The organism is Paraburkholderia sp. LEh10 (assembly GCF_017814945.1).
Classification (GTDB): Bacteria; Pseudomonadota; Gammaproteobacteria; order Burkholderiales; family Burkholderiaceae; genus Paraburkholderia.
The window spans coordinates 150,761-173,043 of the sequence record NZ_JAGIPX010000002.1 but is presented as its reverse complement, the minus strand read 5'-3'; the positions used below and the strand labels follow the sequence as shown (position 1 = coordinate 173,043).

The window sequence follows — 22,283 nt, the reverse complement described above, 5'->3', positions numbered from 1 at the left end:
GCGAGGCCCCGCAAGGCAGCGCTCGTCGGACGTCAAATCGGTTGCCGGCGCACGCGGGAAAGATGCGGTCGTCCGCGATTCCAGCGCCTCGAAGGCGCGCTGAAACAGCCGCGTGTCGTGCGCGAATCCACGCGTCGCGCATTGCGAGCCGTGCGGACGGCCGCCGCGCGCCGTGCGGTATATTGCGAGCCTGATCTGCACGCGCACCTGAGACGGGCAAGGCCGTCGCCGTCGGCGAGACTGGCGATGACACTCACGTCGCGAGCCCGTTTTGGGAGCACTATGCCAGCCTTCGATCTTCGCACTGTCATTCTGATGTCGTCAGTCATGCCCGGACTGATGGCGCTCGTGATGTTTTCGCTGGGGCGCGGATTTCCCGCCAATATTCGCGGCGTCGGGCATTGGGCGTCGGGCGCGCTGGTCGTGTCGGCGTCGGCGATCCTGCTTGCGCTGCGCGGCGGCGTCCCCGACTGGCTTTCCATCGTGGCGGCCAATCTCGGCATGATCCTGGGCACGGGGCTGTGGCTTATCGGCAGCCAGTTGTTCTTTGCACAGCGCCCGTCGCGGCGCTTCGTTTCGCTGCTGCTCGGCGCGGGCGTGATCGCGATGAGCTGGATGACATGGGCGCAGCCGACCGTGGGCGGACGTACGGTGTGCATGTCCGCGATCCTGGCGTTGACGTACGGCGCCGACGGTATCGTGATGCTGCGCTTCGGCAGGGAAAGCAACACGGCCATCTTCGTCGGTGCGATGCTGCTGGCGCAGGCGCTCGTGACGGCGGCCCGCGGCGTCTCGATGTTCGTTCCCGCCTGGGCGAGCACCGGGCTGTTCTCCGCGGACCTCGTGCAAAAGGTCTATTTGACGACGGGCGCGCTGATGTCACTGACGGTGACGGTCGGCTTGCTGTTCGTCGCGATGGACCGGCTTCGCAACCAGCTCGAACAGCAGTCGTTCATGGACCCGCTGACGGGCCTGCTGAATCGCCGCGCGTTTCTCAGCGCGCATCATCAGGAACGCGAGAAGGCGATGCGCACGGGCGGGCTGCTTTCTTTACTGCTGATCGATCTCGACCACTTCAAGCAGGTGAACGACACATACGGCCATGCGACAGGCGACCGTATCCTGATCGACTTCGCGCGGCGCGTGGCCGACATGTTGCCCGCGCAGGGTCATTTCGCCCGTTGGGGCGGCGAGGAGTTTGCCGTGCTGCTGCCCCGCCTGCGCCCCGATGAGGCGAGGGAGCAGGCCGATCGCATCCGGCAGCGGCTCGCGCAGAAGGAGGACGCGTCGCTGCCTGCGTACACGTGCAGTATCGGCGTCGCCTGCATGGCGGGCGCCGATGCAACCATCGAGCAACTGGCGAGAGACGCCGACGAAGCGCTCTACGGCGCGAAGCGCGCCGGCCGCAATTGCGTGCTGGTCAGCGATCACGTAATCCTTCTCTAGCCGGATAGGTGTGACCTCGCGGACCTTCGCATGTCGGCGCACGCCGCGTGCGTTGACCCCGCCAGGCCGCGCTGCCGGAAGCTTGCAGTCTGCCGCGCGCCAGCACGGCCAGCGTGAGCGCGACGGATGCGAACTCGAACAGCGCGGCGACGACGCCAAGATCGGCGATGGTTCGATGCGCGATCGTCAGCCCGCCGATCCCCGCGCCGACCGAAAAGCCGATATACATGAACGACGCATTCAACGACAAAACGATCGACGCGACGTTGACGCCCGCGAGTTGAATCAGCCGCGCCTGTTGCGCGGGATAGAAACCCCAGTGGCAGAACGCCCAGACCATCAGCGCGACCAGTGTGGGCCAGAATGCCTGCACTGGCGAAAGATGCGCATAGAACGAGAGACTGACGAAGGCGAGTCCGATGATCGCGACACTCGGCACGATGACGAGGGGCGGGCCCAGCCGGTCGCTCAAACCGCCGCCAAAGAACACGCCGATTCCCGCCGAGATGCCCCAGACGAACATGACCACGCTGATCCGTGCTTCGTGCAGTCCCGTCAGATGCGTGACGAGGGCGGACATGTAGGTGTAGACGGTATAGGCGCCCGTCGCCCACAGCGTCGTGGCGGCGAGCGTCGCGAGCACGGCCGGGCGCGCGGCGACGGCGAGGCGCTCGCGCAGCGTGGCCGTGGGAATGCCGTCGCCGATGGCGCGCGGCACGCCCGCAAGGATGCCTGCCGCCGCTATCGCGGCAAGCACGGCGACACCCGCGAAGGTCATGCGCCAGCCGGCGTGTTGGCCGATCATCGATCCGAGCGGCACACCCAACGCAAGCGCAATCGTAATGCCGGAGTTGACGACGGCGATCGCCCGCCCGCGCCGCGCAGGCTCGACGATCGCGCCTGCAAGCGCGTTCGCTCCCGGGACGAACACGCCCGCCGACAACGCGAGCAGCACACGCGCCGCCATCAGCCACCCGTAGTTGGGCGCGACAAACGCGAGCAGATTCGACAGCGCGAAGATGCCGACGCTCGAAAGCAGCAATGTGCGGCGATTCAGGCCACCCGTCGCCGCCGTGAGCAACGGCGAGCTCACGCCATAGGCGAGTGCGAAAGCGGTCACGAGTTGTCCCGCCTGTTCGATCGTGACGCCGAGATCGGACGCGAGGCCGGGCAGCAGCGGGGAGATCATGAAGCCTTCTGTGCCGATTGCAAAAGCGCCCACGGCAAGCAGATAAATGGGCGTGGGTATGCCACCCACGTAACGGAGGGTTTTCATTCCTGATTCCTTCGGATGAAGACAACGGACAGATTCAGCGGACAGACTCAGCGGACAGATTCAGCGGACATCTCGCGATGCATGCATCCTGATGCAAAGCGGCACGCCTGGTTCATCGGCTTTGTCGTGGCATTTCCGACCAGACTGTCCGCATTCGCGGGACACGGCGACCGTACGCCGCGTAGCGGTCGCGGTTGGCATTGCGGAACGGGAGTCTCAGGTGCGCGGACGGCAAGCGCACAAGTCGCGGCCTTCGCGCTGCTTATAGTTCGTCTATCTCGTCACTTGCCGAAGAGGGTGAATCATGTCCGCAGTTCAATCAAACCAGTCAGTAGAGCCGATTCGCGTCGGTCTTGTCGGCATCGGCAACTGGGCTCTCCATGGCCATGTCCGCGTGCTGAAGATGCTGCCGCAATACCGGCTGCGCGCGCTCTGGAGCACACGAGCCGACGCCGCGCACGCGGCTGCCGATGCGCACGGAATCGAAGAAGTCGTCGGCAGTCTGGATGATCTCGTCGATCATCCCGAGGTCGATCTCGTCGTCGTGCTGAACACGGCACCGCAACATGCGCAGACGGTGCGCAAGGCGATTGCGGCAGGCAAGCATGTGTACTGCGAGTGGCCGCTGAGTGTATCGACGCAAACGTCGCAGGAACTCGTCGAAATGGCGCAGCGCGCGGGTGTGCGTCATATCGTCGGACTGCAGCGCAGGCTCGCGCCGCACAACCGTTATCTGCGCGATCTCGTGCAAAGCGGCTTTGTCGGCAAGCTCCGTTCGGTGCGCATCCACGTCAGCATGGATGCGTTCGGCGCGCAGCGCTCGCAGGCGCTGCGCTGGACCGTGCCCGCCGAAAACTTCTCCAGCGCCATTGCGATCTACGCTGGACACTTTCTCGACATGCTGTTTGCGTCCGTCGGCTGGCCGCAGCGCATTTCGGCGTTGGCGCTGAACCAGATCAAGACCGTGACGATACGCGAGACGGGTGAAGTCCTGCCTTCGGCGGCCCCCGACCAGCTCATGTTCATCGGGCGCATGGCCGGCGACGCCGCGCTTTGCGTCCATGTCGAAGCGGGCAAACTCAACGGACGCGGCGTGCGGATCGACATCACGGGCGATGCGGGCGATCTGCGTATCACGAACGCGTCGGCGTTCGGCGATGTCGGCGACGACTATGTGATCGAAGGCGCGTGCGGTCAGGATATGCCGATGCAAAAACTCGCTATCCCGCTGCAATACGACCGGTTGCCTGCATCGAATCTGCCGTCCGCCGTTCTCGAACTCGCTGAGCTGTACGTCGCGTACGCCGGCGATTTGCGCACGGGTTCATCCGATGCGCCGACTTTCGCGGACGCCGTGCGTCTGCACCGGCTGATCGATGCGGCAATGCGTTCGACAGAGGAAGGCCGCGAAATCGCGCTGAACTGAGCGACGGGTTCTTGTTTTGTTTCAGCCGGCCGTCGTGCGCTCTTCGCTTGCTTCGGGGAACAGGTGTTTTGCCATGTAGTCGACGAACACGCGAATCTTCGGCGAAAGATGCCGCCCCGACGGCCACACTGCGCGAAACACCTTGCGATCGGTTGCGTAGGCGGGCAGCACCGCGACCAGCCGGCCATCGGCGAGCTGGCGTCTGACGAGGAAGTTCGGCAAGTAGGCCAGTCCTTGCCCGTCCACCGCGAGTTCGATCAGCGGCTCGACCGTATTGACGGTCAGGCGGGGCGGCAAGTCCATTTCGAGCACGCTGTCGCCGTCGCGCAGCAGCCACCGGTCGACCTTGCCCGTCGACGGATAGCGGTGCAAGAGGCACGCGTGCTGATGCAGGTCGTCCGGCACGCGCGGCACGCCGCGACGCGACAGATACGTCGGCGAGGCGACGATGAGCGGCGTGTAGTGCCCGAGCGCGCGCGTCACCAGCCGCGAATCGGTGGCCTCGCCCGTGCGCAGCACGACATCGAAGCCTTCGTCGATCACATTGACGATGCGGTCCGAGAAGTCAAGTTCGAGCCGGATATCCGGGTACTCGCGAATGAACGACCCGAGCACGGGCAGCAGCAGGCTCTCCACGAGCGGCAGGCTCACGCGCAATTGCCCCTTTGGCGACGATGCGGCGGACAGTTCGGCTTCCGCCGCTTCGAGCTCCTCGACGACGCGCAGGCAACGGCTGAGAAACAGTTGCCCCTCGGGCGTGAGCGTGACGCTGCGCGTGCTGCGATGAAAGAGGCGCACGCCCAGACGTTGCTCGAGCCGCGATATGGCCTTGCCGACCGCCGATGACGAGATTCCCATCTGCCTTCCGACTTCGCTGAAATTGCGAAGCTCCGCGGCTTTGACGAAAGCATCGACGGAACCGAGTCTGTCCATGTTGCGCGCGCTCTTGCAGGGGGTATCGCGCGGACTATAGCATGCGCTGTCACGGCGGCGCGCCTTGTGCGCCGCTGCTTTGCTGCGATGGCACGACTATCGCAGTCGAACCGGGTTGGTGCATCCGGCGTAATGCGCGACAATCGCGGCTACTCTGTCGACGTCTGCCGCGAGGAGCACGCCATGTCGGTATTGATACTGGGTTTACTGCTATTCCTTGGTCAACATTCGATCCGCATCTTCGCAGAAGACTGGCGCAAGGCGCGGATCGAAAAGATGGGCGAGAAGGGCTGGAAATCGGCGTATTCAGTCGTGTCGATAATCGGGTTGGTGCTGGTCATCTGGGGCTATGGAATCGCGCGGCGCGAGCCCGTCGTCCTATGGTCGCCGCCTGCATGGGCGCCGCATCTCGCCGCCGTCCTCACGCTCGTTGCTTTCATCCTCTTTCCTGCTGCGCATGCGCCGGGCAATCACTTCAAGGCGCTCGTCAAGCATCCGATGGTGATCGGCGTCGCGTTATGGGCATTCGCCCACCTGCTGGCGAACGGGACGCTGAACGCGGTCGTGCTGTTCGGCGCATTCCTCGTTTGGGCGCTGGTTGATTTCGCTGCTGCGCGGCGGCGGGATCGTGCCGAGGGCGTTGTCTATCCCAGCGGAACCCTGTCACGCGATGTGATGCCCGTGGTTGCGGGCGTCATCGCGTGGATCGTGTTCGCATTCTTCCTGCACGGATGGCTGATCGGCGTGAAGCCGATGGGTTGAAGGCTGAAGGCTGAAGGCTCGCTGAAGGCGCAGTGTCAGGCGAAGCGATGGCTGAGCGCGTCGGCTTGCGCGTCGCCCGAGGTTCGGGACTGGCCCGCATTGACGGCGGGAACGGAAGACCGCGTTCGTTGATGAACGACCGAAACGGGATCGAGGATATTGGCCGCCTGATACAGGCAGATCCACTCTGCATGCTCGGGTTCCAGCGGGTCTTGTTCCAGCAGCCAGTTCGTGTCGCAGACGCGGCAACAGTACTGCTGCAGGATGACGGGCCGACGCCCGAGCGGGCGCAACTTCGTTGGACTGCGTGTTGCCAGCAGCCCCGCGTGAGGCTGGGCGGCATCGCCGAGTTGCATTCTTTCGCACGCTTCACAGGACATGGCGAGTCGGTGGGGGCGCTGCAGAATGACTGACTATAACACCGCATCGGACGACGTGCGGCGCACGGGGCGCGAAAGACAAAATGCCGCTGGCGCGCGCCGTGCAATGCCGTCAGATCCACTTCGCCTTTCGAAACCAGCGCAACAGAAACAGGTCGATCACGACGATCACCGACATGACGATCGGGTACCCATATTGCGAGTGCAGTTCCGGCATGTGCTCGAAGTTCATGCCGTAAATGCCCGCGATCAACGTGGGCACGGCGAACAGCGCGGCGAACGAACCGAGGCGCTTGGTGACCTCGCTCTCGGCCAGCGCGATCATGCCCAGGTTGACCTGGATGGCCGTGATGACCATTTCGCGGCGCCCTTCGATCGCGCCGACGATCCGTTCCAGATGGAAATAGACGTCCTTGAAGTACGCCGACATGCCTTCGCAGATTCTCGGGACGCGGCTGCCCGTGAGCTTGCTGACGCCTTCCAGCAGCGGCCCGATATGATGCAGGAGCACGACGAGGCGCCGCTTGAAGCGGTACAGCTCCTCGATGGTCGCCCGCGATTCGTTGACCTGCTGGCGGCTGAAGATGCGGTCTTCGAGTTCTTCGAGCTCGGCGGTGAGCGTTTCGAGAATCAGAAAATAGCCGTCGACGATCTCGTCCATCAATGCATACAGGACGAACGCGGCCCCTTGTTTGAGGAGTTCCGGTTCGTGCTCGCAGCGCTTGCGCACGCTCTGGAAGCCGCGCATCGTGCGCATGCGCACGGAAAGCACATAGTTCGCGGCGACGAAAACATCGACTTCGCCAAACAGCAGGCTGCCGTCTTCCTGAAATTCGACGGTATGCATGACGGCGAAAAGGGAGTCGCCGTATTCCTCGATTTTCGGCCATTGATGATGCGCGCGCACATCTTCGACAGCGAGTTCGTGCAGGCCGAATTCCTCCTTCATCGCTTCCAGCTCGGCCGGCTCCGGGTCCTTGATCGCGACCCACACGAAGCATTCCGGCTTCTGCACGTAGTCACTGATCTGCTCGATGGTGATGTCGCCGAGCTTTCGGCCGTCCTGATAGGCGACGCAATTGATCAACATGTTCGTATTTACCAGGCATGAGGGCGACGGGCGACGCGGGATTGGCGGGTGCCGCTGGCGCGAGGCGGGCATGCGGCTGTCGGCGTGCGAAGCGTGGCGCCGACGTTTTGATGATAGTACCGATGGTAACTGCGTCAGGCCGGCGCATGCAGCGCACCTCCGATCCCCGAGCATTTGCTCTGCCAGAAAGTCGCACGGCGGCCGGGCCGAACGGGCGCTGCGCGCGAGGACGACTTCGAGGGACGGCATCGGCGGCAAACTTTCCGTCTCGCCCAGTTGCGCAAGGTGCCCGGGAACGCTGCATCGACGCGAGCGGCGCAACAGCGAGGCCTGCGTCGACCATGCTGGTCCGGCCCAGAAGATTGGGGCTTTCATATGAGATCCGATACCGGATATTGGCCTGCTGCAATGCATTGATCGCGTGCGCGCGAGCGGTGCTGCCGTGAGTGAAGACAGCGATGGGCAGCGGGCGTTCTCGCCATATCTGCCGGTCGCCGCGATCGGCCGCATTCGCGAGCGCTGTTTTCCGTCGACGACCGACCACGTCTGGGCCGACGACGTGCGTCGGGCCGCTCAGCCGGCGTGGCTCCATCGGGGAGGCGCTGGCGGCGCGCGGGTCCGCAATTTCGGCGAAGTGGCGCAAGAGTTAGCCGCGTGAAAGTGCGGTGTCGCAAGGTGATGGCCCATCAGTAGGTCAGATCGGCGATCACACGGGCCACGGTTTCCAGCGACCGCTTCAGCGTGGCCAGATCGACCGAGCCGAGCGCCAGCCGGATCGCGTGAGGCACCTGTGCCGTCGTCGAAAACGGCAGAGCTGTGGTGACGGAAATCCGCTCGCGCAACAACGCCATCGCGACGGCGTCCGCGCGCACCTCCTGCGCAAGCGGAAGCCAGACGAAGTACGACGCGGGATGGCTGATCCGTTTGATCCCGTTCAGAACCTCGGCGGCAAGGCTCTGACGTCTCGTGGCATCCCGTCGCTTGTCCGCTTCGAGCCGCGTCACCGTGCCGTCCTCGATCCAGCCGCAAGCGATCGCCGTCATCGTCGCCGATGTATTCCAGGTGGTCGCCCGAATCGCACGTTCGATCTTTGGAACCCATTCGCGCGGCGCGCAGACGAACCCGACGCGCAGACCCGTCGCGACACTCTTCGACAGGCTCGACACGTAGACCGTCGTCTCCGGCGCAAGCGCTGCCAGCGGAGGAGGAGCGCCTTTCGCGAGGAACGCGTAGGCGGCATCTTCGATCAGGATCAGTCCATGCCGGCGGGCGAGGGCGACGAGCTCCCGGCGGCGCGTCGCGCTCATCACCCAGCCGAGCGGGTTGTGCAGTGTCGGCATCGCGTAGACGGCGCGCACGCGGCGCCGTTTGCACAGGGCCGCCAGTGCGTCCAGATCGGGGCCCTGCGCGGCGGATGGGATCGACGCGAGCTCCAGCCGGCTGGCCTCGGCGGCCAGCTTGAAGCCCGGGTAGGTCAGCGCGTCCACAGCCACCACATCGCCGGGTTCGAGCAGCGCCATCGCGGCCGTCGTCAGCCCGTGCTGGGCGCCGCTCACGAGCATGGCCGTGTCGGGCTTCGCTGGTACACCCCTGCTCGCCAGGTGGCGCGCCACCGTCGCCCGCTCGTGCTCGCGCCCGCCATGCGGCTGGTAACGCAGCAGGGATTCCAGATCGCCTGCCGTCGCAAGCTGGCGCAGCGCCGCCCTGAGCAGATCGGCCTGGCCCGGCGAAGACGGATAGTTGAAGCTCAGGTCCACCGTGTCCGCGCTCCACGCATGCAGGTCGACGCCCTGGCCGCGCGGAAGCGGCTCCTTGACGAACGTGCCGCGGCCGGTTTCGCCGCTCACCAGACCCATCGCCTGCAGCTCCGCGTAGACACGCGTGGCCGTGACGAGCGCAAGGCCTTCGCGCGTGGCGAGTTCGCGGTGCGTCGGCAGACGCGTGCCGGGACGCAGGCGGCCCGCACGAATGTCGGCCGCGAGCCGGTCGACCAGTTGCTTGTAGCGTGGCTCAGCCATGCCGGAATGTATCCATGACAATTATTTGATTGTATTGATTATCGGCCCTACGATGGAACCACACAACGTCTCCATCCACACGAGCACGCCATGCACATCGCCATCCTGACGTTTGAAGGCTTCAACGAACTCGACTCGCTGATTGCACTGAACATTCTCAACCGCGTCAGGAAACCGGGCTGGCGGGTTTCGATCGCCTGTCCGTCGGCGACGGTGCGTTCGATGAATGGGGTGGTGCTGGAGGCGCAAGCGTCGCTGAAGGACGCATGCGACGCCGACGCGGTGCTGGTCGGCAGCGGGATCAAGACGCGGGACGTCGCGGCCGATCCCGAACTGATGTCGCAACTGAAGCTCGACCCGGCGCGCCAGTTGCTGGGCGCCCAATGCTCGGGCACGCTGATACTCGCGAAGCTCGGCCTGCTGGATGGCGTGCCCGCCTGCACGGACGTGACCACGAAGCCCTGGGTCGAAGAGGCCGGCGTAGCCGTGCTCAACCAGCCGTTCGTGGCGAGGGGGAACGTCGCGACGGCAGGCGGGTGCATGTCGTCGCAGTATCTGGCGGCCTGGCTCATTGCGCGTCTCGCGGACGTCGAGGCGGCGCGCAGCGCGATTCACTATGTCGCTCCCGTGGGCGAGAAGGAGGATTACGTGACGCGCGCAATGGCGAACATTTCGCCATTCCTTCAAGGGGAGCATGTCGGCTAGCGACGCTCGCGCACGGTGCTTGACGAGGTTGCCGGAGCGAAAGACCGGTCAGTCGGATACACCGGTTCCGATACGCCGGTTCCGAGACACGCGCTACGCAAGATCGAGACGAAAGAGCAGCGAGTTGCGATCCGGGTAAGCGTACGTGACGGGCAACTCGCTTGCGTCGATTTGCCGGAACCCCTGGCGTACATAAAACCGATGCGAGCGTGTCGAAACGGATGGGGTATCCAGCACGATAGTCGCGATTCCCGTTAGTCTCGCGTGCTCGATCAGGGTCTCGTAGAGTTGCGACGCGCACCCCATGCCCGCACCCCTCCATGCAGCGGATACGAAGAACTTCTTCAGCACCGCCACCTTCGACGTCTCGATCTGCAGCGCTATCGTGCCGACGACATGTCCTTCATGGTCCAGCGCGACCCAGAATCCGCCGCCATTCGCGATGTAGTGCCGTTCGATATCGAGGAGGTCGGATTGCTCGTCGATCGATATGCCGACGTTGTGTTCGACGTTCTGGATATGCAGGATCATCCCGACGACTTCGGCGGCGTGAGATGCCTGATACATGGTGATGTGAGGCGACGTGGTGCCGGTGTGCATGTGTGAGTGCTCATAGGTGTGCGAGACACGAAATCTATGCGTTGAGCGCAATGCGATCTAGAACGTTCTTGCGCTGTTTCGCGGCGAGACCGCGCCCGGCGTCACACCGAACACAGCCTTGAAATGCCGTCCCAGATGACTTTGATCCGCGAACCCCGTCGCGGCAGCAACGTCGGACGGCGTCATGCCGCCCAGCAACAGGCGTTTCGCGGTCTTCAGACGCAGCACCAGCTGGTAGCGGTGCGGGCTCAGCCCAAACGCAGCAGTGAAGCGGCGGCACAATTCGGAAACGGAAAGCGACGCTTCGAGTGCGAGTTCGTCGAGCGAAACGTTGCGGCCGGAATAGGCGTGCAAGTAGGCGCGCGCGTCGCGCAGGCGCTTGTCGGCGACTATGGCAGCGGGCGGGACGGCAGAGCTCCGATGACGCACCGCGCCCAGGACTGCCTCGCAGAAAAGCGCCCATTCGCCGGACCAGGCGGACAGCATCCAGGGACTTTGCATCGACAGAGCGGCGAACTGGATGAACGGGGCGATCGCGCTGCGCATCGTGGCAGGCTGCACGAGAGCGTGCGGAGAAACGCGATGGATCGCACACTGCAACCGCCATTGTGCATCGGGTACATAGAGCATCAGATACTCGCATCCGTTGTCGCTGATCGACTTCCCCGCGTGCGCAACGTGCGGCGGGATCGCATAGACTTCGCCCGCATTGACGACGACGGGTTGCCGAAGACTCGCCATTGTGTCCTTCGCGCCGCGTATCACCGCGCCGATTGCCCACGTGTCGTGCGCGTGCGCGGCGAACCGGTGACGGTCGAAGCGCGCATGGAGCACTTCTACGCCAGCGTTGGCGAGATAGCCGTATTGCGCAGACTCTTTCGACTCGGATCGCGTGTTTTCTACAGTTGTTCGTGACATCGCGTATGACCGTGAATCGAGCGGGCGAGGGCGGGTGGTGCGATGGATCGCGACGCGCCGCTACGCGCACCAGAGGGGAGCTTTCGCCCGCAGCGTTTCGATGGCGAGATCGAGGAACGCACGCACTTTCCGGTTCGCGTGCTTGCCTTCCCGATGCACCACATGCACGGGCAGCGTCGCGAGTTCGTAATCGGGCAGCACGATCCGAAGCGTGCCCTCCGCCAGATCCTGCGCGATCTGATAAGAGAGCAGGCGCGCGATGCCGAGCCCTGCGCGTGCCGCCTCGATGGCCGAGTCGTTGGTGGTGGTGACGAGACGCGGCTGGATGGGGACGGCAAGCGGTTTTCCGTTTACGCGAAAGCGCCATTCAGGCGAAGGCGTGAGCCCCGTCGCCTGAATGGCGACGTGAGATTCGAGTTCCTCGGGGCGCTGCGGAACGCCGTGCGCGTCGAGATAAGCGGGAGAAGCGCACAGCACCCGCCGCACCTTGCCGACGGCAATCGCCTGAAGTGAAGAACTCGGCAGTTCACCGATGCGGACCGCGACGTCGGCGCCTTCATCGACGAGATTCACGATGCGGTCCAGAAACCAGCAATTCAGGTTCACGGCCGGATAGCGTGTCAGATACTCGAGAGCGACAGGCGTCACATACATCCTTCCGAACAGCACGGGCGCGGTGACTGTCAAATGGCCGCGCGGCGTCGTGTTTGCACCGGCTGCTGAAAGCTCGGCGGCCTCGACTTCGGACAGGATGCGGCGGCAGTCCTCGAAGAAGGTTGCGCCCGCATCCGTCGTCCGGACGACGCGCGTCGTGCGCGTCAGCAGGCGCACGCCGAGGTGTTCTTCGAGTTCGGTCATCACCCGGCTGATGACGGATGGCGACACGTTGAGCTTACGCGCCGCGGAAGCGAGGCCTTCTGTTTCGACCACGGTCACGAAGGTGTGCATTGCCTGGAGCCTGTCCATGTCGGAGGAAACGAACGGGGACGTGACGAGAGACGCCTGTCGGCGGGCCGCGAGGCAGGCATCGACAGGCAACGTAGCGTCAAGCATAGCAGCGTTTCGCAGCCGCGATCAGCAACGGCGACATCAGAGGTCGAGCAGCAGACGATCGCCGCCGCCCGTCTCCGCGTTCGCGGGGACGGCGCAGCAGATCAGCGCCTCGTCGTCCGGCACCTTGAATTCCGGGGCAACGGGATACGCGACCGCGCCCGCGACGACGCGTGTGCGGCAGGTTCCGCAACTGCCGCCACGGCAACCGAACTCGGGATTCAGTCCGCGCGCTTCTGCAAGCTCCAGCAAGGAGCCGCTGTCCGGCTGCCAGCGCGCTTCCTTTCCCGACTTCACAAATGCGACGGGTGTCGGCTGATCCGCCGCGACGCGAACCGGGCCTGGCTGCGCGGGCGGCTCCTTTCTGCGTTGCAACCCGGACGGCCCGAAAGCCTCGGCGTGGATGCGATCGTCGGCCACGTTGAGATCGCGCAACCCGTCGTAGAGGGATTGCATGAACCCCGATGGCCCGCAGAGGTAAAAGTCGTAGTCGTTGAACGGCAGTGTTTCGGACAGCAGCGCGACATCGATACGGCCAGTCACGTCGAAGTCCTTGCCGTCGCGCGCGCCGTCGGTATGTGTGAGCGCGCGCACCACGTGGACTGCGCCGTTCGCCGAAGCAGCAAGCCGTTCGATTTCGCGGCTGAACGCACGCTCTTTCAACGAACGCGCCGAATGAAAGAACCACGTCGGACGCACGCGACGCTTGCGCAGGCCCTCGTAGACGATATGGCGCAACATCGCGAGCATCGGCGTCACGCCGACGCCAGCCGCGAGCAGCACGGCGGGACGGCGCAGCGCGGCATCGACGGTGAACTGGCCGGCGGGCGCTCGCGCTTCGATGATGCTGCCCACATGCAGCGTGTCATGAAGATAAGACGACACGAGTCCTTCGCGCTTCACGCTGATCCGGTAGAGACTGTCGGCGGGTGCCGTCGAGAGCGTGTATGTCCTGATGACAGGCTTGTTGCAGGTGGGCGGCGTGACGCGAATGGGCAGATGCTGGCCGGCGGCGTGCGCAATGAGTCCTGCGCCGTCGAGCGGTTCGAGGTGGAACGAACGGATCACCGCGCTTTCATCGACGATCTTCGTCACCTTGAATGGCCGCCACGCTTCGGCCAGCGCGGCGGCTTTCAGGCGGCTCGCCACTTCGTCCCAGCTGCCCGTCATCAGCGAGTTAGGCGACCAGCCATTGGCCTGGAACTTCCACCGCAGCGGCAGCGCGGCCGCTCGATAGACGATGCGCCTCGGCGTGAAATGCCAGAGCCGCTCCGCGCCCTGGAACGCGGCGATCTCGGCGGAATCCAGATCGACGGTGGCGTCTCCCGTCAATTGCAGGATGTCGCCCGTTTCGAAGTCAGCGAACACGAGCCCAGCGCGCGAGTTGACGACGAAGTTGCCGAGCGTCGCGAAGAAGAGGTTGCCCGCAAAGTCGGGGATGGTGAGCCGGCCGTCGTCGCCGATGCGCACGAACCCCGCCTTGCCGCCGCGATGCGACACGTCGACCTGGCGGCGGTCGCCATCACCGACATACGACGCGACGAAAAACGTATCCGCCGATTCAACCATCGCGCGTGCGCGCCCCGTCAAGCCGCCGAACTCCGTCGGCTCGATGCCGGAGAACACGGACGGATCGCGAACGAACTCGAAATCGCGCGCCTGAATGTATTGCGGGCAATTGCCGAAGCTCTGCGTCACATCGACATCGAAGCGCTGCGCCGTCACGTCGCGCACAGTGCCGTTCAGCCGGTTGCGGCGGCGCGTATGCAACTCGATGCCGAGCAAGCCCAGCGCCGCGCCGTCGTAAAGGCCCGGCGACGCGGGATCATGAGGATCGGCGGCGGCGTCGATGCGCAGAAGCTTGTCAGTCGGTGTCTGCATGAAACCCGGCTGACGGGCGACAAACGTCGCCCATGCATCGCCGTCTGCGTCGACTGCGCCCAGCACGATAAACGGCAGTTGGCTGAAGAACGTTCGATGCTGGTCGGGCATATGGTTGCGGATAATCCGGCGTCCGACATCGTTCATCTTCGCGACCACGCCGACTTTTTCCTGTAGTGCCAGTTCGCCCGCGTGCCACGGTGATTCGCCGTTCGTCGATGCTGTGCTCATGACTTGCCTCCTGAGCGGATGGAACGGGAGCCTTGCTTCAGGCTTCCCGATGAATTGCGTGCCTAGTTGCTCACGGCGAGGCCAACGGGCGTCTTCTGGAACTCGACGAAGCCGGGCAGCGCCTCGATGCGTCGCAGCCACGCGTTGACGTTCGGGTAGAACGACAGATCGACGTTGCCTTCCGGTGCGCGCGCGATGTAGCTGTACAGCGCGACGTCGGCGATCGTCGGGTCGGGCTGCACGATGAATGCGCGGGCTGCCAGTTCTTCGTCGATCAGCTTGAGGATGTGATGCGCGCGGCCGATCGTTTCGTCAGCGTTGTACTTTGCGCCAAAAACGGTGATCAGTCGCGCGGCGGCCGGTCCGAACGCGATCTCGCCAGCGGCGACGGACAGCCAGCGCTGGACGGCCGCCTCGAGCGCGGGCGTTTGGGGCAGCCAGGCCGTCTTGCCGGACTTGCGGGCGAGGTACACGAGGATCGCATTCGAATCGGAAATCGTAATGTCGCCGTCAACCAGAACGGGCACCTGGCCAAACCGGTTCAGCTTCAGAAAATCGGCGGACTTGTGCGCGGCCGCGGCAAGATCGACTTCTATCAACTGATGCTCGATGCCGAGCAGCGACAGAAACAGGCGGGCGCGGTGCGAGTGGCCGGACAGCGGGTGGTAATAGAGCTTCATGGCGTTTTCCTTCCGTCAGAGGTGTGACTGGGGACATCCAGATCACTTGAGACGGAAGTCTAAGGAGGCATCAGGCTCGGCAGAATCCCTCGCGAGGTCAATTCATTCTTCTCGCAACGAGAATGGTGGAGGCGTGCGTGACGCGATCGATTGCTGAGCTATAGGCCGGCTTAACCTCCACCGAATTGGGAAATTGACTTATTGTATTAATATTATAAAAAGGCAGAAAAAATAACCACATCAATTATGAATGTACTTTTTATCCCGGTTTATGGGTGGAAATTTCTTGGCTGGGAGCGCTTCCCGGAAGCATATGTCGAATTTTGCCCGACATAATCAGAGACATCGCCTTTTCCGTTTTCTCCCGGCAACGTTACACGAATGAAACGTTTATAATTCGTCTGCCTTGAAATTCTCCGTAATTAATACTTAATCGGGGAAGCAACCCGGGTAATAAGTACCGAGGACGCCTTTTACGCGTCAGGGCGTCGTTTTGTCTAGTCCAGGCATGTGGCTGCACTTTTCGCGCAGTTTGTCGACCGCGGAAATGTGACGTCAGGAGTTGCCTGTTCAATGTGGGTCCGCATTTGTCTCCACGAACCGGGAAGGTTTGCGGCGGCTTGGCATTGCCTGATTCGCGCAGTGAAATTTGATAATCGATAAGGCTTCCTAATTTCACGCATGCGACATTTGTGTGTCACAAAATCGTAGCGCTTTGGGTGCCGTCCACGATGCTCCCGTGGGTCGATCGAAGCTGACTAGATGCCAGTTGTTTTGAACGCATCAGATGCGTTCAAGGAAAGTACGGCATACGAGAGCTGCAGCTCCCTGAGCGAATCGGCCCACTGCATGCCTGCTGGAAGAATCAATGCACCATAGGCATTGTTAACATAATAGTAAGTATTCCGTAATAAAAACGGATGAATAAAAGCTTATGGCTTTGACTGTGCTGCGCATTCGTGAAAACGGATGAGGCGGGGGTTGGCTGTAAGTGGCGTGGGCTCCGGGGCACGTACGTGCTTCCTTCGATGCCCGCGTTTCGGGATTCGATAACGCCAAAGCGGGACGACACTGCTCGATCTTGCTGGACCTTCGGGGAAAACTGATTTCGGCGAGATATACGGACAATGATGAGATATTGGAAAGTACTGGGAGTTGCGTCGGCAACCGTGTTGGCATCGTTTGGCGCGGATCAGGTGTACGCGCAGGCATCGACGATTACAGTCGCGGGCCAGCAATACACGCTTTGCGGTAAGGAAAACGGCAATTGCTCGTTCCTCGGAACGGCCGCTGTGGTGTTCGGCGCCGTTCCGCCCAATGCGCCTTCCGTGATGCTGACTGCTCCTCGTACCTTCACCAACGGCGTCGGCTGTTACGTCGGCGCAGTTTCGCAAACGGATCCTGCATTCGGCTATGGAAAGGCATGCTGGGTGCGTGCCGTTGCGGCTACCCCGTCGCCTTCGCCGACTCCGTCTCCGTCTCCGTCTCCGTCTCCGACACCGACGCCGACGCCGACGCCGACGCCGACGCCCACCCCGACGCCGACGCCGACGCCCACACCGACGCCGACGCCCACCCCGACGCCCACCCCGACGCCGACGCCGACCCCCGCGCCTACGCCTTCGCCGTCGGGCAGCTCGACGCTTTCATGCGGCCCGGCAACGCAACAGGCGGGCGGCACGCCGAACGGCCTGATCACGGCCGACACGCCGACCACGGATGGCCTGCGTGTGTTCCAGAACAACACGCCGTTCAAGGTGACCGTTACGACCAACTCGCCGAATGCGGATACGGTGGTCTGGTCGATTGCTGATTCGAATGGCGCGATCAAAACGCAGGGCAGCTTCCCGGTGAACGCCGGCGTGCAGACCAACACGATTTCGTGTACCTCGACCTGGTCAGGCTATGGCGCAATCACGGCCACGCTGCGCGCGAACGGCGGCACGCTGCCGCACAGCGGCACGCGTCCGATGGGCATTGCGACGTTCGGCGTGCTGCCGAATCTCACGTCGGCACTGGGCACCGTCACGTACGCTCATCAAGACCAGCATCGTTTCGGCATGCAGGGCTTCAACGGCAACATCGCGGCTCTGCACGCGTTGGGCATCACGTGGACGATCGACGACCGCCAGCAATCGACGATGGAGCCGAATGGGCCGAACACCTATACGCCCAACGCGAACGATCTCGATCCGTTCTACAAGGCTCATCCTGACCAGATGCGCATCGTGCGTCTCGATGGTATCCCGGGCTGGAATTCGAAGACGGGCCAGTACACGGACAGCTACTACGCGCCCGTGAACATGCAGGAGTTCCAGAGCTTCATGGCGAAGGTCGGCACGGACACGAGTCTCATCCGCGCCGCGACCTACCCGAACCAGCAGAAGAACTACTATCAGGTGACGTGGGAGCCGAGCCTCGGCTGGGCCGATAGCGACGCGAACTTCGTCGCGATGTACAAGGCCGCCTACCAAGGCATTCACTCGACCGATCCGAACGCTGTCGTGATGGGTACGGGCAATCCGTTCGCGGCGAACTGCGATACCTGTACCACCGGCTATCTGAAGAAGTTCGGTGCGCTCGGCCTGTGGAACTACATCGACGCAGTGTCGACGCATGGTTACTGGAATGCGGGTACCTATCCGGCGCACCCGCCGGAACTGCAGGACTCGGACCCGGATCCCGCGAACCAGGCCAACGCGCTCGACAACCAGATGGCACAGTTGCGCTCGGTGATGCAAGCGGGCAAGCCGAACATGAAGCTGTTCTTCACGGAAGCGGGTACGAGCTACGATCCGGGCCTGAACTATGGTCCCACCGTGCCGTCGCAAAACCAGCTGTTCGCCCATGCTGCTGTCGGCGTGCGGTCGCACATCATCGTGCTGGGCGGCGGCGCGCAGCTCACGACGTTCTTCTATGGCGCCGACTACCCGGGTGAGCCTGGCTATGGCACGTTCTTCGACCTGAACAACGCACAGGGCGCATTCGGTGCATCGAACCTTTCGCCGAAGCCTGAAGCGATGGCGTTTGCGACGATGACGCGCGTACTCGACGGCACCAACACGTTGGGTCGCATCAAGGGCACGCCGCAAGGCACGTTTGCATACGCGTTCCAGCAACTGGGCAACGGCAAGGTCGTGACGGCGGCATGGACTCACAACAACAGTCAGTGGCCGACCAGCAACGGCACGTATAGCCAGACGTATTCCACGAGCTATTCGCTGCAGGTCGACAACCCGGGCACGTCGGGCAACGTCGCGAAAATCGACGGGTACGGCAACGTCACCACGGTTCCGTATTCGAACGGCCAGGTGTCGCTGACATTGACGGAAGTGCCGCAGTACATCGTGTCGAACAACGCGACGGTCGCGAAGAACAATTCGACCGTGCCGGTTGGTTACACGGGTCAATAATCGTCGGTCGAAAACGCGCGCAACGCAGCGCGGTGTCGCAACACCGCCAGGACGGGCTCGCTGCCCGTCCGTTGCGATTGACGCGCGCCACGTTCCAAAAGGTGAGGGGATCCAGGAAGTCAGCTTCCTGGATCCCCTTTCTTATGCGGCTGGCGGCGCAGAGTCGCTTTGCCTAGTAACGGCCCGACAGCAGATAACCCGCGTTCGGCACTTGCGCCTTCAGTCCGAGCGTCTTGAGAATGCGATAAACGGTCGACGTCGCGGCGGATAGGACGGGCTTGCCGAGGCGGTCCTCGACGGCCTGGATCGCGGGCAGCGAGGGCATTTGCACGCATGCGGAGAGCACGACGGCGTCAGCGTTGCCGATATCGAGGCGATCCGCGTGACCGATCAGGTTCAGCGGATCGAGGCGGCCCACAGCGAGGTTGTCCGACACTTCCAGACTGATCGAGTCGGTCACTTCGATGTCTTCGCTCTGGATGTAATCGACCACCTGTTGTGTCAGCGGCTTCATGTACGGCGTGATGATCGCGACACGCTTGAATCCCATCGTCTTCACGCCTTCGACCAATGCGCCTGCCGAGCTGATGATCGGCGTCGGCGCGCCGTTGCTTTCGACAGCCTTTTTAAGGCGCGATTCCGACGTGCGGTGATAACCCACGCCCTGGCACATGATCGCGACGAGGCACGCATAGGCGAGCACATCGCAGCGCGCGTCGCTGAGTTCGAGCGCGCAGCGGTCGCTGTCCACGTCCATCTTCTTCAGTTCTTCCGGCGTGACATGCATCATCCGCATGCGTGCCGAGTGGAACGTGAAGCGCTCTTCGGGGAAGAGCTCATAGCGCGAGGTCAGCATCGCGGGAATTTCCGTTTCCATCGTCGTATTCGAGCTGGGAACGATCTGGCCGATTCGATAGGTCTTCATGGTTTCTGGCTGGCGAGAGTTGAAAATCAGTTTCCGCTTGTGAGTTGAACGCCCTGCGTTTCCCGAAGCGTGAAGACGAGAAGCGCGGCGGTGACGTACGCAATGGACGCGATGCAATAGGTCGTCGTGAAGCCGATGAGCGGAATCAGCGCGGGCACGAGTTTGATCCCTGCAATTGCGCCGACGCGTCCAAAGTTGAAGCAAAAGCCTGCGGCCGTCGAACGGATGCTGGTCGGAAAGAGTTCCGCGTACCACGCGCCGAAGCCGCTGAAATAGCCGGTGAAGAATCCGAGCAACGCCGACAGCGCGCCGATGATCGCGATGTTGTGCGCGTTGAATTCGAGCTTGCCGTTGGCCAGCGGAATCATCGTCGCGCCATAGGCGAACATGGGTACTGCGATCGCGATGCCGATAAAGAAGCCCGCAAATGCCGCGCGCCGCCCGAAGCGCTCCGCCAGCGAGCCGTACGCGAGATAGCCGAGCGTCGCGCCGATGCCCGTCCACACCAGAAACACGGGAGCCTGATCGATGCGCACATGCAGGATGCTCTGCAGATAGGTCGGCGTGAACGTGGTGATGATCCAGTACCCATACATGCCGAGAATGGAAATCGTGAGTGCGAGCAGCGTCGTGCGTCGGTACTCGGGCTGGAAGATCTGCAACAGGTTCGCCTTGCCGGCGTTGTTCTTCAGGAACTCGCGATTGGCGAGCCACACGGGCGATTCCTTAACGAAGAAGAAAATGAAAACGGCGATGACGTAAGCAGGCACAGCGGACAGAACGAACAGCCTGCGCCACGAATCGGGGTTCGACGCGTCGAGCAGCGTCCACGCGAAGATCGCGGCCAGCAGGCTGCCGCCCGACCAGCCCGTCTGCATCACGGCGATCGCCTTCGCGCGGCCCGACGCCGGCCAGATTTCGCTGACGAGGGCAACGGCCGCCGACCACAATCCGCCTACGCCGATCCCCACCGCGAAGCGGTACACGTTCAGTTCCGCGATGCTATGGGCGAATCCGCACAGCAGCGTGCCTGTGCCGTAAGTCAGAACCGAAATGAGCAAGGTGCGCTTGCGGCCGATCTTGTCGGAGATATTGCCGAGGAAGAAGCCGCCGATGCCCGTTGCGAGCAGGAACCAGGCGACGGTCGACACCACATCGGCAAGCGACGCCGAAAACGTATGCGAGACGGCGAGAATGACGAAACCGAACACGGTCGCGTCGAGTGCGTCGAACAGCCACGCGCCCCACGAACCGCCGAGCGTCACGTAACGCCGCAGGCGCGGCATCTGCTCGGAAGAGGCGGCGTGAGCCGTCCGTGCTGTCTCCAGTGCTCCAGTACTGTTCATTTTGTAGTCCGTTGACGGCCGGGCGGCCGTGTTGATCCGATTACCCGGATGCGCACGCCCGTCGGTGCAGCCAACGTCTGTCAAATGCCCGGTGTGGGTGGAGGGTTCGCTAGAGGCGCCAGCTCATGGCGGGACGCCTCGTAGCGCGGGGCGGTCAGACGGCGGGTGGCACTACGCGTGCGCGTCGAGTGACTTGATGCTAAGGAGATGGCCCCGCGCTGTACACCAGCGAATGGCTATCCTGCCATCGCGAACCGTTATGGCAGGACCGGAAGTGTCGAGGTTCAGTTGCTCGCGCGAAGATGCTCGAAAAAGAGCCGGGCAACGGGCGAGAGCGCATCGGCACGGCGCACGCACACAACCAGCTCGCGCGTGGCCCATGTCTCATCGAGCTTCACGGTGCGCGTGCCGGGCAGGCGGTATAGCTCCGCATTGCCCGCGGGCAGGATGCCGACGCCCATGCCGACCTGCACCATCTTGCACAGCGCGTCGTACGACGACACTTCGACCTTCGCGCGCAGCGTCTTTCCCGCCTGGCTCGCCTCCGTGGCCATCTGGAAGCGCAGATGCGTGCCCGCCCGGAGCACCACATGCTCGTAGTCGAGCGTCTGCGCAAACTTGACGTGACGTCGATTCGCGAGCGGATGACGGGACGGGACGAGCACCTTCAGTTCGTCGGTGCGAAACGGATGAACCTCGATGTCGGCGCTATGCGGCAACCGTGTAAAGACGCCGATTTCCGCGACGTTTTCCGCGATGCTCTCGGTAATCGCGAGGCTGTCGCGCTCGATCAGCGAGATATTGATGTCCGGATAGCGGTCGCTGAACGACTTGACGATGGGCGGCATGAAGGTCGAGATCGCCGAGATGTTGACGAGCACGCGCACCGATCCACGCAGGCCGTCCGAGTACGCCTTCATCTGCAGGACGATATTGCGCATGTCGTCCAGCACATCGCGCGCGAGTATCGACAGATTGACGCCCGCCGCTGTCGGCGTAATGCCTTTGTTCGTGCGCGACAGCAGCGGCGTGCCGAACAGTTCTTCGAGTTCGCGCAGGCGCTTGCTGACAGCGGGCGCGGCGATGTGTTCGAGCTCTGCCGCGCCCGCGATCGTGCCTTCTTCGACCACGCGAACGAACAGCTTGAGAGAAACGGGATCGAGCTTCAACGCACGCTCCAGGTCGTTTCGCGTGCAAGGATTC

At 63.2% G+C, this 22,283-nt stretch carries 19 protein-coding genes and 1 pseudogene; 6 read left to right on the top strand and 14 right to left on the bottom strand.

Annotated elements, in window-relative coordinates:
* The first annotated feature begins 282 nt into the window (after window positions 1–282).
* Window positions 283–1,446: a GGDEF domain-containing protein gene (locus J8I87_RS02400; protein WP_209929844.1), complete on the top strand. Its 1,164-nt coding sequence runs from the start codon at window positions 283–285 to the stop codon at window positions 1,444–1,446.
* On the opposite strand, the gene J8I87_RS02395 is transcribed toward J8I87_RS02400, so the two are convergent.
* Window positions 1,421–2,722, bottom strand: a complete 1,302-nt coding sequence (locus tag J8I87_RS02395) for an MFS transporter (protein ID WP_209929843.1) — start codon at window positions 2,720–2,722, stop codon at window positions 1,421–1,423. The genes J8I87_RS02400 and J8I87_RS02395 overlap by 26 nt on opposite strands.
* Window positions 2,723–3,026: 304 nt before the next feature.
* Here J8I87_RS02395 and J8I87_RS02390 point away from each other — a divergent pair, with 304 nt between their 5' ends.
* A complete protein-coding gene (locus J8I87_RS02390) occupies window positions 3,027–4,148 on the top strand; it encodes a Gfo/Idh/MocA family protein (RefSeq protein ID WP_209929842.1) in 1,122 nt (373 codons plus the stop codon).
* A 21-nt stretch (window positions 4,149–4,169) separates the two neighbouring features.
* On the opposite strand, the gene J8I87_RS02385 is transcribed toward J8I87_RS02390, so the two are convergent.
* The gene (locus J8I87_RS02385) at window positions 4,170–5,081 is read right to left on the bottom strand and encodes a LysR family transcriptional regulator (RefSeq protein ID WP_209929841.1); all 912 of its coding nucleotides are present in this window, start codon (window positions 5,079–5,081) and stop codon (window positions 4,170–4,172) included.
* 183 nt (window positions 5,082–5,264) lie between these two features.
* Here J8I87_RS02385 and J8I87_RS02380 point away from each other — a divergent pair, with 183 nt between their 5' ends.
* Window positions 5,265–5,843: an NnrU family protein gene (locus J8I87_RS02380; protein WP_209929840.1), complete on the top strand. Its 579-nt coding sequence runs from the start codon at window positions 5,265–5,267 to the stop codon at window positions 5,841–5,843.
* A 35-nt stretch (window positions 5,844–5,878) separates the two neighbouring features.
* Here J8I87_RS02380 and J8I87_RS02375 read toward each other — a convergent pair whose 3' ends face one another.
* The 3 genes and pseudogenes from J8I87_RS02375 to J8I87_RS44425 all read right to left on the bottom strand — a co-directional run.
* Entirely contained in the window at window positions 5,879–6,199 is a 321-nt protein-coding gene (locus tag J8I87_RS02375) for a hypothetical protein (RefSeq protein WP_209929839.1), read from the bottom strand.
* A gap of 136 nt (window positions 6,200–6,335) precedes the next feature.
* On the bottom strand, window positions 6,336–7,313 hold the full coding sequence (gene corA / locus J8I87_RS02370) for a magnesium/cobalt transporter CorA (protein WP_209929838.1): 978 nt from the start codon (window positions 7,311–7,313) through the stop codon (window positions 6,336–6,338).
* A 156-nt stretch (window positions 7,314–7,469) separates the two neighbouring features.
* A pseudogene (locus J8I87_RS44425) lies at window positions 7,470–7,803 on the bottom strand (LysR substrate-binding domain-containing protein); the annotation flags it as partial.
* On the opposite strand from J8I87_RS44425, the gene J8I87_RS02365 reads away from it, so the two are divergent.
* Window positions 7,756–7,971, top strand: coding sequence for a hypothetical protein (locus tag J8I87_RS02365; protein WP_209929970.1), 216 nt, complete (start codon window positions 7,756–7,758; stop codon window positions 7,969–7,971). The pseudogene J8I87_RS44425 and the gene J8I87_RS02365 overlap by 48 nt on opposite strands.
* Before the next feature lie 28 nt (window positions 7,972–7,999).
* On the opposite strand, the gene J8I87_RS02360 is transcribed toward J8I87_RS02365, so the two are convergent.
* Complete coding sequence (locus tag J8I87_RS02360) at window positions 8,000–9,331, bottom strand: PLP-dependent aminotransferase family protein (protein WP_209929837.1); 1,332 nt, start codon at window positions 9,329–9,331, stop codon at window positions 8,000–8,002.
* A 90-nt stretch (window positions 9,332–9,421) separates the two neighbouring features.
* Here J8I87_RS02360 and J8I87_RS02355 point away from each other — a divergent pair, with 90 nt between their 5' ends.
* On the top strand, window positions 9,422–10,036 hold the full coding sequence (locus tag J8I87_RS02355; RefSeq protein WP_209929836.1) for a DJ-1/PfpI family protein: 615 nt from the start codon (window positions 9,422–9,424) through the stop codon (window positions 10,034–10,036).
* Window positions 10,037–10,129: 93 nt separating this feature from the next.
* Here J8I87_RS02355 and J8I87_RS02350 read toward each other — a convergent pair whose 3' ends face one another.
* From J8I87_RS02350 to J8I87_RS02330, 5 genes are all read right to left on the bottom strand, one after another.
* Window positions 10,130–10,636: a GNAT family N-acetyltransferase gene (locus tag J8I87_RS02350; RefSeq protein ID WP_209929835.1), complete on the bottom strand. Its 507-nt coding sequence runs from the start codon at window positions 10,634–10,636 to the stop codon at window positions 10,130–10,132.
* Window positions 10,637–10,693: 57 nt separating this feature from the next.
* Window positions 10,694–11,554 (bottom strand): AraC family transcriptional regulator, encoded by an 861-nt coding sequence (locus J8I87_RS02345; protein ID WP_209929834.1) that lies wholly within the window; start codon window positions 11,552–11,554, stop codon window positions 10,694–10,696.
* A 60-nt stretch (window positions 11,555–11,614) separates the two neighbouring features.
* Window positions 11,615–12,520 carry a LysR family transcriptional regulator gene (locus J8I87_RS02340; protein ID WP_209929959.1) on the bottom strand — a complete coding sequence of 302 codons (906 nt, stop codon included), beginning with the start codon at window positions 12,518–12,520 and terminating at the stop codon, window positions 11,615–11,617.
* 123 nt (window positions 12,521–12,643) lie between these two features.
* Entirely contained in the window at window positions 12,644–14,716 is a 2,073-nt protein-coding gene (locus J8I87_RS02335) for a pyridoxamine 5'-phosphate oxidase family protein (RefSeq protein ID WP_209929833.1), read from the bottom strand.
* A 62-nt stretch (window positions 14,717–14,778) separates the two neighbouring features.
* Window positions 14,779–15,396, bottom strand: a complete 618-nt coding sequence (locus J8I87_RS02330; protein WP_209929832.1) for a glutathione S-transferase family protein — start codon at window positions 15,394–15,396, stop codon at window positions 14,779–14,781.
* Between the two features lie 1,127 nt (window positions 15,397–16,523).
* Here J8I87_RS02330 and J8I87_RS02325 point away from each other — a divergent pair.
* Window positions 16,524–18,809 (top strand): hypothetical protein, encoded by a 2,286-nt coding sequence (locus tag J8I87_RS02325; protein ID WP_209929831.1) that lies wholly within the window; start codon window positions 16,524–16,526, stop codon window positions 18,807–18,809.
* Between the two features lie 172 nt (window positions 18,810–18,981).
* Here the strand turns inward: J8I87_RS02325 and J8I87_RS02320 are convergent, their stop codons facing one another.
* The 3 genes from J8I87_RS02320 to J8I87_RS02310 all read right to left on the bottom strand — a co-directional run bounded on the left by J8I87_RS02320 (window position 18,982) and on the right by J8I87_RS02310 (window position 22,249).
* A complete protein-coding gene (locus J8I87_RS02320) occupies window positions 18,982–19,734 on the bottom strand; it encodes an Asp/Glu racemase (protein ID WP_280923046.1) in 753 nt (250 codons plus the stop codon).
* A gap of 26 nt (window positions 19,735–19,760) precedes the next feature.
* On the bottom strand, window positions 19,761–21,080 hold the full coding sequence (locus J8I87_RS02315) for an MFS transporter (protein WP_245253650.1): 1,320 nt from the start codon (window positions 21,078–21,080) through the stop codon (window positions 19,761–19,763).
* Between the two features lie 284 nt (window positions 21,081–21,364).
* The gene (locus tag J8I87_RS02310; RefSeq protein WP_209929830.1) at window positions 21,365–22,249 is read right to left on the bottom strand and encodes a LysR family transcriptional regulator; all 885 of its coding nucleotides are present in this window, start codon (window positions 22,247–22,249) and stop codon (window positions 21,365–21,367) included.
* Between the last annotated feature and the right edge of the window lie 34 nt (window positions 22,250–22,283).

Excerpts from the sequence above, each read along its gene's own strand:
- J8I87_RS02400 (WP_209929844.1), top strand. The coding sequence starts at position 283 with ATGCCAGCCTTCGATCTTCGCACTGTCATTCTGATGTCGTCAGTCATG.
- J8I87_RS02395 (WP_209929843.1), bottom strand. The coding sequence starts at position 2,722 with ATGAAAACCCTCCGTTACGTGGGTGGCATACCCACGCCCATTTATCTG.
- corA (WP_209929838.1), bottom strand. The coding sequence starts at position 7,313 with ATGTTGATCAATTGCGTCGCCTATCAGGACGGCCGAAAGCTCGGCGAC.
- J8I87_RS02380 (WP_209929840.1), top strand. The coding sequence starts at position 5,265 with ATGTCGGTATTGATACTGGGTTTACTGCTATTCCTTGGTCAACATTCG.
- J8I87_RS02335 (WP_209929833.1), bottom strand. The coding sequence starts at position 14,716 with ATGAGCACAGCATCGACGAACGGCGAATCACCGTGGCACGCGGGCGAA.
- J8I87_RS02375 (WP_209929839.1), bottom strand. The coding sequence starts at position 6,199 with ATGCAACTCGGCGATGCCGCCCAGCCTCACGCGGGGCTGCTGGCAACA.
- J8I87_RS02390 (WP_209929842.1), top strand. The coding sequence starts at position 3,027 with ATGTCCGCAGTTCAATCAAACCAGTCAGTAGAGCCGATTCGCGTCGGT.
- J8I87_RS02385 (WP_209929841.1), bottom strand. The coding sequence starts at position 5,081 with ATGGACAGACTCGGTTCCGTCGATGCTTTCGTCAAAGCCGCGGAGCTT.
- J8I87_RS02330 (WP_209929832.1), bottom strand. The coding sequence starts at position 15,396 with ATGAAGCTCTATTACCACCCGCTGTCCGGCCACTCGCACCGCGCCCGC.
- J8I87_RS02360 (WP_209929837.1), bottom strand. The coding sequence starts at position 9,331 with ATGGCTGAGCCACGCTACAAGCAACTGGTCGACCGGCTCGCGGCCGAC.
- J8I87_RS02315 (WP_245253650.1), bottom strand. The coding sequence starts at position 21,080 with ATGAACAGTACTGGAGCACTGGAGACAGCACGGACGGCTCACGCCGCC.
- J8I87_RS02320 (WP_280923046.1), bottom strand. The coding sequence starts at position 19,734 with ATGAAGACCTATCGAATCGGCCAGATCGTTCCCAGCTCGAATACGACG.
- J8I87_RS02350 (WP_209929835.1), bottom strand. The coding sequence starts at position 10,636 with ATGCACACCGGCACCACGTCGCCTCACATCACCATGTATCAGGCATCT.
- J8I87_RS02355 (WP_209929836.1), top strand. The coding sequence starts at position 9,422 with ATGCACATCGCCATCCTGACGTTTGAAGGCTTCAACGAACTCGACTCG.
- J8I87_RS02325 (WP_209929831.1), top strand. The coding sequence starts at position 16,524 with ATGATGAGATATTGGAAAGTACTGGGAGTTGCGTCGGCAACCGTGTTG.
- J8I87_RS02340 (WP_209929959.1), bottom strand. The coding sequence starts at position 12,520 with ATGGACAGGCTCCAGGCAATGCACACCTTCGTGACCGTGGTCGAAACA.
- J8I87_RS02345 (WP_209929834.1), bottom strand. The coding sequence starts at position 11,554 with ATGTCACGAACAACTGTAGAAAACACGCGATCCGAGTCGAAAGAGTCT.